Below are 14,142 nucleotides of genomic sequence, written 5' to 3'. Positions count from 1 at the left end.
TCAACTAACATGTGATTTATAAATTAAAAACGGGACAAAATGGAAGAAAATTATATGGCAACCGAACGAGCAGCGAGCGGGGAGCCGAACTTATTCGGACTATCCCGAGTCGTGAGTGAGGAAGATCAAAGGGCAACCACGCGGAATGTACATGAACTGAAGGATATGTATAATCCAAGAACAAACACGCTGGATATATGATAATTTCAAACGTCTTGGCTTATAAAGAAAGCATCAGGTCTGCCAAAAGAACAGCTGTTTCCGGTTCATTCTTTGGCGCATCTTTTGGTTTCCATGCCACAACGAAGCGTACAGATGCTGATTTCACCTTATAGCCTCTTTGTTCCCATTCGGACAATGTACCCTGCATTCTTGATGATAGCTTTGCCACAGGTCTGCCGGTCAATGAATTATATAAAAGGAAATTACTGTAAGTCAAAGAGTCTCCTCCTTGCAATGCCAGGACCTCTTGTTTCCGTTCCTTGAAGAATCCCAAATAGACATCTTTATGAGACAGTTGCAGTACTATTTCCTCAGGCATATCATATTGTTGCCGGTCGATAAAATATCGGTCTGCACTTAAACTGTTGAAGCAATCACCGTTTGTATGTATGAACAGCCGGTTTTTCGCACGGGTTATTCCTACATAATACCGACGCATCAGACTGGCATCCTTCACATAATTGTCGGATATGAGCATATATACATTGTCAAACTCTCTGCCCTTGGCCTTGTGGATGGTCGATACCACAACGTCTGTCCCTGATATATCGCAGAAGTCTTCCACTGACGACTCAAATACAAAATCCTTGAAGTCGCTGAAATATTTCGCCTTGTTGGTTTGTTCAAATAGGTCTGCACAACGCTTTACATACACCAAGCTTAGGCTCCTTTCATAAGTAGAATAGGTTGCGTGTTTGGCTTCTTCCCATAGCTCTTCAGTGATTATCGGTGTTTTTATCCGTTTGTCTATATACTTCAAGAGATACCTCATCTCGGCCATATTCCAAAAGCGCAGGCCGTCCATTGATTGTATCAGTTTGCTGTTTATACCGCGTTTTCGTAGAAGAGCCATAAGGATAACGGCCTCTTCATTTGTCTGGGTCAGCACACACGAGGTCCCGTTATCCCTATGTTGAAGCAAGTTTTCAACGAGCGGCTGATACATATATCTTGATTGATGGCGTGTCACTTCCACCCGGCCATCCTCTTTCCTCATGGAGATGATAGGCGTGCTTTTTATCCTTTTGTCGATGTTTTTCAAGAAGTCGTTGGCAAATTCAACCGGGTGGTGCGCGCTACGGTAGTTTTCGGTCATTTCAATAAATGCGCTTCCGCTTTCTTGTGCCAGCCGGTACATATATCCGGAGTCGGAACCTCGGAATTCATAGATGTTCTGGTCATCGTCTCCCACAGCTATCACACGCATATCTTCGTTGTTGTTCATTAGTGCCTTTACGAGTGCATGTTCTTCAGCTCCCATATCCTGGGCCTCATCAACGACCAACACAGTCTTGCCTATTTTGTTTGGTTCCACTTCCCCTTGGCATATCATTTCGGCTGCTTTTGCAACAACATTTCTTGAGTCTTCAAGATTACCTATACGCCCCAATAGGTCGAAGCAATAGGAGTGGAATGTTTTTATTTCGACAAAATGGGCAGCGTTGCCTATCAGCTCCATGAGTCTTTGTTTGAATTCGGTAGCGGCAGCCCTTGAGAATGTCAGCATCAGTAGTTGTTCGTGTTTAACATCTTCAAGCAGAAGCAGCGAGGCCAGTTTGTGAACCAACACACGTGTTTTTCCGCTACCCGGACCGGCTGCAACTACAATGCAGCGCGAAACCTTGTCGGAGATGATATCCATTTGCCGTCCGGACAGTTGTCCGAACAATTGTTTGTATTTCTGCGGTGTCAAGTTACGTTGTATCTCGCCTGCTCTGTCTCCTTTGAAATATTTTGTTACGAATTTCCTGTAATCCATTTGGAAATAGTCCCGGACATATTGCAGTGCTGCATGATAGTCTCTCACCATCAGGTTGGCATATTCGCCTACAATGTGCACTTGTTGGATTTTCAGTTTGTAGAATTCGTTCAGCATCCGGTAGTCGTCTTGTTTGTATCTCGACTTATTGTCCTTTATTCTTTGGATATTCATGGCGTTGTAAAGCACCAGAAAGCCACCTTCAAGTTTTAGCGCACCGATTTTCGACAAGTATAGAAGTGCCTCTTCCACATCTTCCAGCTGAATGTCGTCAAGTCCTCCGAAAATGGATTGCGAGCTTGATTTTATCCGGTTCAGAAGTTCCACTACGGAGAACCGGATGGCTTTGCCGGGTGTATTCTCCTTTTCTGCATCAGAAGCCAGCTGGTACAGCCATTCCACGGTAAAGCGACTTATTTCCAATCGTTTCTCAAAGCGTCTGACGGTCGATTCCAAGTCTGCCAGGCGGCTTATCTCCATATTATGAGCCGCGTCCTCTTTCTTGCGTGTATATCCCTTGACGGTGAGGAAATAGAGCAGCGTCCGGATATCTTTTTCTTTGGATGTATTGATTCCGTCGTTCACAGCGTTCTCATTCAGTTGCTTGCATGATATCCGTAAAGATCCATCGGGAATATGATTGAGGATGTATTGTTCAAGTCTTGCAAAGCGTTCGAGGAGAGTTTGTGACTTTCGTTCCGAGTCACCTGCATCCCGCAGATATGCGGATATATCCTTGCTGTCTGCCAAGATGCCTTCCTGCCGCATACGTTCCACTACGGATATTACCTCTCTTTTGCTTAATCCCAATGTGTCTGCCAGATAGTCTATACGCGACTCGGCTTCGGCGTCCTGCGCCTTGGCAATGTTCTTTCGGGATATCAATGACTTGATGATGCGGACTGACTTCTCTATTTCATCACTGCCAAAGAGCATCGATGCCGATATGCGTTTTCTGGCTTCGTCCATGTTCTTTACCGTGATTCCTGTGGCATATACATGAGGCACATTGTTGCCTCTTGTCAAGTATCCGCTTTGTTCCAAAGCCGCCAATGCTGTCCGCACACGGGTCTCAATGTCGGATACCGAATCGTCCCATCCTGCTTGCCGGGCTATTTCCAATGCCGAACAATTTACTGTCATGCGCTGTCTGGTAAGGGCTTTGACAGACTTCCATACCTGTTGTATTTCATTGATGCTGAGCTTCGTCTGGTTGAGCAGTATAAAATGCTTGTCCAGGTCATTGTCACCATAAAGCACATAACAACGTGCGTTGAGGCTTGGGTCACGACCGGCCCTGCCGGCTTCTTGAACGTAGTTTTCCAAAGAGTCGGAAATGTCGTAATGCACCACGAGACCTACGTCTTTCTTGTCGACTCCCATGCCGAATGCAGAGGTAGCCACGATGATGTGTACCTTGTCGTTCATGAAAGCATCCTGGTTGGCGATTTTTTCATCGGCCTCCATCTTGCCGTTGAATGGGAGCGCCTTGTATCCGTCGCGGGTCAGTTTCCCGGCCAGCTCTTCGGTCCGTTTGGTGCGTGATACGTAAACGATTGTCGGACAGTCGGATTCCGCGACAAGCTCTCTCAGCTTTAAATACTTGTCATTGTCACTCTCTGCATGTATGACGGAATAGTGCAGATTTGTTCTTGAGGCCGTTGAGGCGAACAGCTCTAAGTTCAGGTTCAAAGTCTGCTTGAAATAGTCGCAGATGTCTTGTATCACTTTCTGTTTTGCCGTGGCCGTAAAACAGGATACAGGTATCGGGCTTTTGCATTTTTTCTTTTGCTGGTATTCTTGAATGAATTTGCCGATGTAGAGATAATCGACCCTGAAATCCTGTCCCCATGAAGAAAAGCAATGAGCCTCGTCTATCACGAACCTGACAACATGCCGCGCCATCAATATTTTCTCGATTGTTTTTGAACGGAGCATTTCGGGGGATATATACAACAGCGAGGCATCTCCGTCTTGCACTCTTTGTATGGACAGCGATCTGGTGATGGGATCTAACATTCCGTTTATGGTTACGGCATCCGTGATGCCTCTGTCTGCAAGGTTGTCCACCTGGTCTTTCATCAGGGACTGCAAGGGTGAGATGACAACCGTAAGCCCGTGGACGGAGTGCCCGGCCATGAGCGCGGGCAATTGGAAGGTTAGTGATTTGCCGCCGCCGGTAGGAAATATCGCCAGCAACGATTGGTCTTCCACCGCAGCTCGGGCTGCCCGTTCCTGCAACGGTTCGCCTTCGTATGTACGGAAGCGTTCGTATCCGAAAAATGTTTTCAGGTTATGCCGCACGTCCAATTGCTTACGGCAGTATTCGCAACCTTCGTGACAATTGGTGTGGCGCAGGAGTTTTACAATGAATTCCACTTCGGGATAGTTGTGAAGCACCCATCCGGGAGTGACGGAACGGTAATCGGTGGTATCAATCAGTGCCAGAGCGTATGCCAATCCGCATGGATATCGTTCGATAAGCATGTCAAGGTCGGCATGTTGGCAAATCTTTCCGGCATAAAGTTCTTTAATAAGTTCCGGCACTCCTTGGTGAATATACTCCGCACCTACCATGCAGAGAAATCCCTCAAATTCCTTCTTGCCTTTCAGCAATGACGCGAATAGCATACGCTTCTCTTTCGGCAATGATTTCCAGCATGCTATTTCATCCAACAGCAGGTCTTTTGCTTTCCTGCAATCGTTTACCGGATTGTTCATTTGTTCGCTCATCAGTTTGTCATCTTTCACAAGCCTGTGGTAAGGACGTTCAGGGAACAATAAAGGCGAGACATAAAGCGTATCAACCAGAATCCGACTGCATGTATTGTCTGCAAACAGATACTTGGCGTCATGATGAATGATATTATGACCGCAGATGTAGTCTACATCGTTTAAGAAAACAAAGAGTTCTTCTTTCGAGGTTTTATGGAATGCAGTGTTATCGTGCTTGAGTGCTCCTATATCATGGATCTTATGGTCTTTCAAGCCCACTTCAACATCTACTATCGCATAATTGTGGTCGCCGCATGGTGCGGAGATGGTTTTGCTGCCAATGATATTGTCTTTATCCTCGGTTTTCTTGATTCCTATGAGTTTGCTCCATATCGACATACTCTCAATGTAATAAATAGTTTTAGCGGTTTGATTTGTTATGTATCAGCATGGTTTCGTTATGTTCGGGTATAACCCGATAACAGTTACAAAGATACGACAAAATCGCGAGATTATACATTGACAGGATAAAGAAAATGATTTTTCTTCAGAGTGAAGGCAAAGTAATAATTCTGCGGGCGGGGGACGCGTACGATGTTCTGCGACTGTCACAACAGGAAACTATCCTGTACCTAACTCACATGATATTAAAACCGGCTTATGGCATATGTACGTTTTATTCTGAAAAAAACGCATTTTGTTTTTTGCGAAATAGAAAAGCCGTGAGGCCATTCCTGCTACTTTTATACATGTTTTTCGGTATGCTGATCCGCCGTAAGGGCCTCCCGACACTCCCGTAACGGCCTTTTGACCTTGCAATAAGGCCGTTGTTGCATTGCAACGGAGGCCTTATTGCAAGGTCAAAAGGCCCTCTCTGCTTTCTTTACAACGCCATACTGTTATAACGTATTGATAATCAGCGTCTCCCATTTGAAGCAAAAATCGCGATTTTCGGAACGTTATGCGAAAATTGCGTCTCTGATGTCGCTTAACATACGTTAAAGTAAATATTTTTAAGAGTAGGAGAGTTAAGGCTGGTCACTTCAATCAACATATGATAAAACCTTTATGGCATAAACTTCTTAAAAACCACATTTCATTAAGCAGAAAAGTTAATTTTTTACGATTTACTTATATAATATAAATATGATGACTGCGTTATAATATTATTATAATTGGTGAAATATAAGACAATCAATGAATAACAATAAAATATGAAAACAATGATGAGAAAATTATTCTTTTCGACGTTGGCATTGCTGGCTGTTATGTCGGATGCGGATGCCAAGGTGAGACTGCCGCATCTGATAAGCGATGGAATGGTGATTCAGCAAAATAGTGACGTGAGGCTGTGGGGATGGGCCGAACCGGGCCGGAATGTGAATGTGACGGTGTCGTGGACGGATGCCGTGAGCAAGGCGAAAGCCGGCAAAGACGGCCGTTGGGAAACGACGGTGAAGAGCCCTAAGTCAGGATTTACACCGCTGTCGATAACATTTGACGACGGTGAGCCCGTCACTGTGAGCGATGTGCTTGCGGGCGAAGTGTGGGTGTGTGCCGGGCAGAGCAATATGGAGATGCCTCTGCGTGGTTTCGGCGCATGTCCCGTAGAGGGCTACAATGAGACGGTGGCCGAAGCGCCCAATCATCCCGGTATACGTTTTGTGAAGATTCCGTCGGTGATGAGTATGACACCGCTTGACGACGCGCAGTGTGAATGGAAGCATGGTGACGACATGAATGCGGTGGCGGAGTGCAGTGCCGTGGGTTATTATTTTGCAAGGACGGTTACGTCTGCGGTCAATGTGCCTGTGGGACTGATAATGGCGAATAAGGGCGGCTCGCGTGTTGAAAGCTGGCTTGACCGTGACAATCTGAGCCGTCATACCGACGAGTCTCTCGATTCCATGGCCATGGTCAAAGGATTTGCCTGGGACTTTCTACGTCCGTTGGTATGGGGCAACGGCACGTTCCATCCTATACTCAACTACAGTGTTGCGGGCATACTTTACTATCAGGGATGTTCAAACGTTGGCGATCCCGGCAACAGATATTCAGAGCGTCTGAAGATGCTTGTGGAGCAGTGGCGTAGGGATTTCCGTCAGGGCGAGCTGCCGTTCCTGTTTGTACAGATTTCACCTTATATATATGGTGGTGCCGACGGTGATGGTGGTGCGCGTCTGCGCGAACAGCAGTTCAGGGCATCGCGTATCATACCCAATAGCGGACTTGTGTGCACCAACGACCTGGCATATCCGTATGAGCTTAAGCAGATTCATCCGTGCCGCAAGCGGCAGGTGGGTGAGCGGCTTGCATACATGGCTCTCAGCCGTTATTATGGCTGTGGCGGTCTGATATGTGAGAGCCCGTCGTATGCAAGCATGAGGGTGAGCAACGACACGTGCTATGTCAAGCTCGACAATCTGTACGACGGTTTGAGCCGTCTGCAGGATATCGAAGGCTTCGAGGTGGCAGGGGAGGACAGGGTGTTCTATCCCGCCCGGGCCGAATATGAGTGGCATAAGGGTGTGATGGTGAGCAGTGACAGGGTGAAACATCCCGTTGCAGTGCGCTATTGTTTCCGGAATTTCGCACTTGGCAATGCTGCCAATCTCGGCGGGCTTCCGCTTTTTCCGTTCAGAACGGATGAGTGGTGAGATATTTGTGACGGTCGTTGTGCAGCCCGTTATTTCAAATTAGCTGGGAAGAAAGGCTGTCTTGATGCAGAGAACGCGCTCAAAGGGGAGATATTCAAGGATTTCATAAGATAATCATAAAAAGCAACGGGTATATGAGCCAACTGTCAGAACAATATAAAATCATACAACACTTCACGCGCCAATATGCGGGCGAAGGCGATTTGGAACAAGCAAGGGCAGCGGTAGCCGCGATTACGCCTGTTGCCGAGAAAGGAAACGCCAAAGCTCAATACATGCTCGGCAAATATTATTCGTGGGGCTACGGCGAGGAATGCGACAATCAAAAGGCTGTCTATTGGTTTGAGAAAGCAGCCGACAAAGGAAATGAAAAGGCAGCGGAAGCATTGGTAAATCTCTATCGCTACGATTTTCCTGACGATGAGATAGATGCAGACCGGAAAAGGGCGTTTGTTCATAAATGGCATTATAAGTGGATAGAAATCCTGGAGGAGAAAGCAGCCAAAGGCGTGGCGGGTGCGGCACAGGCATTGATGAACCTTTATGCCGATGACAGCCCTGAAGACATAGACCCCGAAGATGGCTTGGCTATAGCTTGTAAGTGGTATGACCGCTGGATTGAGATACTGAAGGCTAAAGCGGGTAAAGGGGGTATGTCGGTCAAGAAGAAGTTGGCTGACATTCTTTATTATGGAACCGGTGTCCCTGATGAAGTCTTGGAACTTATTGAAGATGATGATACCGACACATCCGAAGATGAGGCTGCAACGCTGTATTCCGAAGTAGCTGTCGGGGAAAATGATGCGGAAGGATGGTGCAATCTCGGACAGATTTATAGCCAATCAGCAAAGGATTGGCAGAAGTCTTTGGACTGCTACATGAAAGCCGCTGCGTTGGGCCATAGAGAGGCTTATCGCTGTGTCGGAGGCGCATATTTCGAGGGACGCGGCGTGGAGAAGGATTTGTCAAAAGCCCGCGAATGGTATCGCTGCGGAGCGGATGCCGGTGATGTGTCGGCGCAGTTGATGCTTGCCGATTGTTACAAGCGCGGACTCGGTGGAGAGAAAGACTTCACCGCTGCAATGGATATGTATCGGCAGATTGCTTCCCGGAGCGATCTCCGAAAGAAGTATATACATGAGCTTGGGACGGCACAATACGAAATAGGCAATATGTATATGAAAGGATTGGGCGTGGATGTTGATTTACGTCAGGCATACGACTGGCTCAAACTCGCCGCCGGGAATTGCAACCTTGCCGCTGAAAATGCCCTCAACAGCAAGAAATTCAGAGATTTTAGAAAATGAAACTGCAAACATTGTGTTTCGAGGGCGATTATACTCTTGAAAAAAGAGAAAAGGAGAAATCCAACTATTGCTATGTCAATCTGTATGCCGTCACATTCGGCATCGCCCAGTATATCCTGACAGAACTGATGCCCATTGACCTTGACGGATGCGGCAAACTGACTGTCTGTGCTAACATTGAGCCACAAAATGAGGCATATGAAGTCGGCTATCATACCGTTCCCGGAATGGGCGTGTCGTGGTATAATCTTGACATAGAGACCTCCCGCAGACTTTATAACCTTAAACGGTTCTGCAAGGCGTTCAGTGAAGAACTCAGTAATGAGTTTGAAGACTGTGTTGCTAACATTATCATGGACATTCTTGTGGAGATTGACCGGATGCAAGGCGGCAAAAATCGCCTTGCAGAGCGACGTAATGACATTTTAGAGCGGATGAAGGAGTGCGGGTGCGAGAAGGAAATCCTGCTCGAAAAATACTCGAAGCTCAGCCGCGACAGGAAGTATCGGGCTATGGTGTACCGGTGTATCGGTCATGGTATAGGCGACGCGATAAGAGTTGATTTGGTCAACTGCGCTACGAGAGAAGTTGTTGTGTCGAAGTGGCTGCATGATGAACTGCCCAACACCATTGATATGGCAGGGGCTGTCACCAAAACCGCTTGGGATGGAGATGCTTTTAATGTAACATTTTACAGAAGAAGTCCAAGTTGGACAGAAACAGTGGAACTGCCTGAAAACGAATCATAGAATCATGATAAAATACGAAAAGAAATATACAGACAAGTCATTTGACATTGATAAGTGTCGGGAATCGGCGCTGTCGGGCTATGCCTCGGCGCAATACCAGATCGGACAATGTTATGAGGAAGGTATAGACGTAGAGCGCAATCTGGCTAAGGCTTTCAAATTGTATTGGCTCGCATCAGATAATTGCCGCCCGGCAAAAGAGAGACTTGACAAGGACAGTTATCAGGGACAGCTTGTCAAATGGCTGAAAAAGGCGGTGAACGGCAAGCTGTTGGCCGGTGTTGACCTTGCGGAAGCGATGTGTATGCTCGGATGCTGTTATCAGCACGGCTGGGGCGTGGACTGCGACCTGGCTTCTGCTGTAGAATGGTGGCAGCAAGCCGCCGACATGGGCGATGCTTATGCCAATGACCGTTTGGGATATTGCTATAGTCATGGGCAAGGCGGCCTGCCAAAAGATGCGGTGCAGGCTTTCTTACACTATCTGAAAGCAGCCGAAGGCGGATATTTCAAGGATTATTTCTCCGTTGGATTGTGCTATAAAGATGGTGACGGAGTGGAGCGTGATGATGAAAAAGCCTTTGGCTGGTTCAAGAAAGCTGCGGAGCATGACAACCCTATGGCGTGGGTGGAGCTTGGCAATTGTTACGCCACAGGAAGTGGCATGGCACTGGATTGTGGGAAAGCTGTCGTTTGGTATCGCAAGGCAGTGGATTTGGGCGGGAATGCTTTCCCCGATGCTCTGCGCGGTCTCGGAAACTGCTATGCAGCAGGGCATGGCGTGGAACAGGACTGGAACAAGGCAGTTGAGTTATACAGTCGGGCGGCAAGAGCGGATGACCCTGAATCGCAATACCTCCTTGCCCGCTGCTATGCCGAGGGGCATGGTGTTAAACAGGATATGGAAGAGGCTGTGCGCCTTTACAAAAAGGCCGCGACCAATATCAACGAGAACAAGAGGTATTACGGACATCCGGAAGCCATGCGCAGTCTCGGGGATTGCTATGCCAACGGCATAGGTGTAAGAAAAAATGCGAAGCAGGCAGCCGCATGGTATGCCAAGGCAGCGGAACAGGAAAATGAAGAGTAAGCGGGATAAAACATATCATTTACAGTAATATGACAATAATTGCGAATACGACAAAGGTTTGGTTATTGTTACATCATAGCAGCATATGAATCTGAGAGTGATTAAACCATGTGCTGATTTGCAGTCTTATGTGCGTTATTATTGGGTGCTGAAAAGTCCGGAGCAATTTAATATCCTGACCTTTCCAATCGGTTGCCCGCAAATGATATTTCATAGGCTGACACCGCTGTTTATTCCAGAATTGTCATCCTTGCAAGATAGATTCACCATTAGTGGACAGGTGAATTTTCCTGCTCATATAACATCTGATGGTGATACGGAGATGATTGTCGCAGTTTTCTATCCTCATACTATCGGTATGTTTATAGACATTCCGCCATCGGAATTCTATAACTCTGAAATATCGGGATTTGACATTGGCAATAAGAATCTAAATGTTCTTGCCAGGCAGATTTTTGATTGCGAAACCACTGTTGGATGTATCAAAGTAATAGAGAACTGGCTATTGTCAAGACTGAATCAGTGCCAAGACTTGCTCAATATGAAAAGGTCGGGAAATGCTGTCAACATCCTTATGGCAACCCCGTCCGTATCTGTTAATGAATTGGCTGATATCTCTTGTTTAAGTCCCAAACAGTTCGGGCGTGTATTCAACAGCCATTTAGGTATGATGCCAAAGGAGTATGCACGAGTTGTCCGCTTTCAGAAATCCATGTGGATGTTGCAGAACGGTAAATGCGATTATGCCGCCATCGCTTATTTGTGCGGATACTCAGACCAGTCACATTTTATCCGTGATTTCCGACAGTACAGCAGTGTTACCCCTGCTCGGATAGTCAATCCTTATTCCGACCTGTTCACAACCCCGACATAATGTCTGTTTTCTTCTATCCGGCTGATATTATAGATCGTAACTTTGCAGCAAAAAATGATAGAATTAAATCCTCAAGAAACCACCCGTGCATATGCATTTGATATGTGGATGAAAGCACCTATGCCAATGGTGACATTTTTCAAGACGCTTGATGTTTCGCATCTTGTAAAAATCAGCCGAAAGAAACATCTGAAATTCAATATGCTGATGTGCTGGTGCATCGGTAGAGCAGCAAGTCAGGTTAAAGAGTTCTATATGCTTCCAGTTGCCGATAAGCTGATTCGATATGATTCAATAGCGGTAAATACAATCGTTGCCAATGAAAATGGCGAGGTCAGTTCGTGCGACATACCGTTTTCAGATAGCTTGGCGACATTCAATACAGATTATCTTCGGCTTACGAGGCAGGTCGGTAGAACGTGCGAAAATCACGACCTTACAGATTGTATGGTAATCGGCACTTCGGCCCTGGCTCAGTTTGACATCGACGGTGCAGTCGGAATGTATAGCGGTGTCTTCAATAATCCGTTTATGATTTGGGGGCGATACCGAAAAAGTTTGTTCAAGACCATTCTTACCGTATCATTCCAATTTCACCATACTCAGATGGATGGAGCACATGCCGCTCGTTTTCTCAGCTTACTACAAGAAGAAATCTTAATGTTGATGTAAGTCTGACAGTCTGTTCTTACTGTTTCGGATAAAAAATATATAGGATTTAATCCCGCGTTTTCTCGCCATGGCAGAGTTGAAACAAGTTTCACTCTGCTTATTTGGCTTGACGAAAACGTTCTTATACAGTTGTTGACAAGAAAGTATTTCGTGACAGATGATCAGGCATTTTTTTTGTCATGATTATTCGGAGTGATTTGCCAATATCCGCAATAGTTTGGTCATCCGGTTGGTTCAGTACTTCAAATAATATGTGGCAACATATATTCAAATATAGGAATGTACTTTACCGGAACAGTAATTATCTGTGATTGATTTGAGTATGTTTTTGATTATTTCGTTATTTTAAAGGATTTAATATGCTTTTTTGCACGTTTTAGTCCGATATGTGCAAAGAATTGTTTAAGAAAAAATAAAATTAGCCACAAAGTTTTCTTATATTATAATAATATGTTACCTTTGCCGTGAGTTGATTTAGCATAATCAAAAAGAAGCATGCATTTGCGTAAGATATTTGCAGTGTACAGGGCAGAGCGTTTTTCGCCGAATTCAATAGAAAAAGACGCGGCTGTTCTGCGTTGTGTGTGCGACGAGCTCACGCAGCGTGGCTATAGTGTAGAGGCCGTGAGCGAGGGGGAGCTTGGTCGCATGACTGTTGCTGGAATATCCGACGATGTGTCATGTTGTATCTCTATGGGACGTGAAAAATCAACGTTGTTTTTGCTCGGTAAGTGGGCATACAATACCGGCAAAGCAGTAGTCAATGCCTCTGCCGGTGTAGCTTTGTGCTGCAATCGCCGCAAGGTTACCGAAACACTCAGTAGAGCGGGAATCCCCTTGCCGGCAGAACATGGCAGTCACGGATATTGGGCCAAACGGGCTGATGGGGTGGCAGAGGGTGCATGTGATGTACAGTTTGCCGCTAACTTATCCGAACTTGATGCTGTTATTCATGGCATGCGTGGGCGTGGTGTGGATGATATTATCGTAAGTGCCCATGTTCCAGGCGATTTGGTGAAGTTCTACGGCGTGCGTAGCACTGGTTTTTTTCATATCTGCTATCCCGGTGACGACGGACAGTGGAAGTTTGACGATGAGCGCCGTAACGGCCGTCCGCATCATTATGCGTTCAGTATGGACGGTTTGCGTTCAGCGGCAGAGCGTGCATCGGCGGCTGTCGGTGTCGACGTTTATGGAGGTGACTGCATAGTTAGAGCTGACGGCAGTTTCTGTATAATCGACTTTAACGATTGGCCTAGTTTCTCACGCTGTCGTGAAGATGCGGCGGTGGCTATTGCTGATATCGTGGAAATGCGTATGGCTGAGCGTGTAATGTATTTTAAAACTAATCTCGAAACCAGTAAATTGATGGTTAACACGTAATGGAAATGTGCATAAAAGGATATATTTTCGACTATGGCGGGACGCTTGATACAGGAGGCTGTCATTGGGGGAGAAGGATATGGCACGCCTATGAGCACGAGAACGTGCCCGTGGACGAGGTCTTGTTTCGTGAAGCTTATGTTTATGCCGAACGTGAATTGGGGCGCAATCCCATCATACAGCCTGACTATACGTTTCGTAAGACGTTATCGGTGAAGTTGCGCATTGAGATGGAATATATTTCCGAACATATAGGTGGCGGTTTTGATGCTTCTCAGTGGCATGACGCCGTTTTGGAGCGGCTTTATGAGCAGACCGTCGGTGAGACATCCCGTAGCCGCGAGGTGCTTTCGGTGTTGAAAGACCGCTGTCCGATGGTGCTTGTAAGCAATTTTTATGGAAATATCGCCACTGTTTTGGGCGAGTTTGGGCTTGAAAGGTTGTTCGGCGGTATAGTGGAGAGTGCCGTAGTAGGTGTGCGCAAACCCGATCACCGCATATTCACTCTCGGGGTGGAGGCACTGAATCTGGATGCTGCCAATGTAATGGTGGTGGGCGACAGCTATGACAAGGATATTGTACCGGCTCGAAAGGCCGGATGCCGGACGGTATGGATGCGGGGAGAGGGCTGGACGGACGAACCGGTTGCCGACGAGTCGGCAGCCGACAGGATAATAACCGACTTGAGAGAGTTGCTGTAAGACATGAGAAAAT

Annotated in this window: 9 protein-coding genes; 8 read left to right on the top strand and 1 reads right to left on the bottom strand. The window is 46.6% G+C overall.

Annotated elements, in window-relative coordinates; all coding sequences use genetic code 11:
* Nucleotides 1–220: 220 nt before the first annotated feature.
* On the bottom strand, nucleotides 221–5,095 hold the full coding sequence (locus HPS55_RS04300; protein ID WP_172176122.1) for a RecQ family ATP-dependent DNA helicase: 4,875 nt from the start codon (nucleotides 5,093–5,095) through the stop codon (nucleotides 221–223).
* Nucleotides 5,096–5,919: 824 nt separating this feature from the next.
* Here HPS55_RS04300 and HPS55_RS04295 point away from each other — a divergent pair.
* The 8 genes from HPS55_RS04295 to HPS55_RS04260 all read left to right on the top strand — a co-directional run bounded on the left by HPS55_RS04295 (nucleotide 5,920) and on the right by HPS55_RS04260 (nucleotide 14,129).
* Nucleotides 5,920–7,353 carry a sialate O-acetylesterase gene (locus HPS55_RS04295; RefSeq protein ID WP_253945815.1) on the top strand — a complete coding sequence of 478 codons (1,434 nt, stop codon included), beginning with the start codon at nucleotides 5,920–5,922 and terminating at the stop codon, nucleotides 7,351–7,353.
* Nucleotides 7,354–7,487: 134 nt separating this feature from the next.
* Complete coding sequence (locus HPS55_RS04290; protein ID WP_172176121.1) at nucleotides 7,488–8,660, top strand: SEL1-like repeat protein; 1,173 nt, start codon at nucleotides 7,488–7,490, stop codon at nucleotides 8,658–8,660.
* On the top strand, nucleotides 8,657–9,409 hold the full coding sequence (locus tag HPS55_RS04285) for a hypothetical protein (protein WP_172176119.1): 753 nt from the start codon (nucleotides 8,657–8,659) through the stop codon (nucleotides 9,407–9,409). The genes HPS55_RS04290 and HPS55_RS04285 overlap by 4 nt, the downstream gene beginning before the upstream one ends.
* Nucleotides 9,410–9,413: 4 nt before the next feature.
* Entirely contained in the window at nucleotides 9,414–10,499 is a 1,086-nt protein-coding gene (locus HPS55_RS04280) for an SEL1-like repeat protein (protein WP_172176117.1), read from the top strand.
* A gap of 85 nt (nucleotides 10,500–10,584) precedes the next feature.
* Complete coding sequence (locus tag HPS55_RS04275) at nucleotides 10,585–11,373, top strand: helix-turn-helix transcriptional regulator (protein ID WP_172176115.1); 789 nt, start codon at nucleotides 10,585–10,587, stop codon at nucleotides 11,371–11,373.
* 54 nt (nucleotides 11,374–11,427) lie between these two features.
* Nucleotides 11,428–12,045 (top strand): CatA-like O-acetyltransferase, family 2, encoded by a 618-nt coding sequence (locus HPS55_RS04270; RefSeq protein WP_172176113.1) that lies wholly within the window; start codon nucleotides 11,428–11,430, stop codon nucleotides 12,043–12,045.
* A gap of 501 nt (nucleotides 12,046–12,546) precedes the next feature.
* The gene (locus tag HPS55_RS04265) at nucleotides 12,547–13,428 is read left to right on the top strand and encodes a hypothetical protein (protein WP_172176111.1); all 882 of its coding nucleotides are present in this window, start codon (nucleotides 12,547–12,549) and stop codon (nucleotides 13,426–13,428) included.
* Nucleotides 13,428–14,129 (top strand): HAD family hydrolase, encoded by a 702-nt coding sequence (locus HPS55_RS04260; protein WP_253947648.1) that lies wholly within the window; start codon nucleotides 13,428–13,430, stop codon nucleotides 14,127–14,129. Before HPS55_RS04265 ends, HPS55_RS04260 begins: the two co-directional genes overlap by 1 nt.
* Nucleotides 14,130–14,142: the final 13 nt, after the last annotated feature.

Source organism: Xylanibacter rodentium, assembly GCF_013166575.1.
Taxonomy (GTDB): Bacteria; Bacteroidota; Bacteroidia; order Bacteroidales; family Bacteroidaceae; genus Prevotella; species Prevotella rodentium.
The sequence above is the reverse complement of the archived record's forward strand: the minus strand, read 5'-3'. Positions and strand labels throughout refer to the sequence as shown.

What these genes read in the sequence shown, in the direction of transcription:
- HPS55_RS04285 (WP_172176119.1), top strand. Translation starts at nt 8,657, where the DNA reads ATGAAACTGCAAACATTGTGTTTCGAGGGCGATTATACTCTTGAAAAA.
- HPS55_RS04295 (WP_253945815.1), top strand. Translation starts at nt 5,920, where the DNA reads ATGATGAGAAAATTATTCTTTTCGACGTTGGCATTGCTGGCTGTTATG.
- HPS55_RS04260 (WP_253947648.1), top strand. Translation starts at nt 13,428, where the DNA reads ATGGAAATGTGCATAAAAGGATATATTTTCGACTATGGCGGGACGCTT.
- HPS55_RS04300 (WP_172176122.1), bottom strand. Translation starts at nt 5,095, where the DNA reads ATGTCGATATGGAGCAAACTCATAGGAATCAAGAAAACCGAGGATAAA.
- HPS55_RS04280 (WP_172176117.1), top strand. Translation starts at nt 9,414, where the DNA reads ATGATAAAATACGAAAAGAAATATACAGACAAGTCATTTGACATTGAT.
- HPS55_RS04270 (WP_172176113.1), top strand. Translation starts at nt 11,428, where the DNA reads ATGATAGAATTAAATCCTCAAGAAACCACCCGTGCATATGCATTTGAT.
- HPS55_RS04275 (WP_172176115.1), top strand. Translation starts at nt 10,585, where the DNA reads ATGAATCTGAGAGTGATTAAACCATGTGCTGATTTGCAGTCTTATGTG.
- HPS55_RS04290 (WP_172176121.1), top strand. Translation starts at nt 7,488, where the DNA reads ATGAGCCAACTGTCAGAACAATATAAAATCATACAACACTTCACGCGC.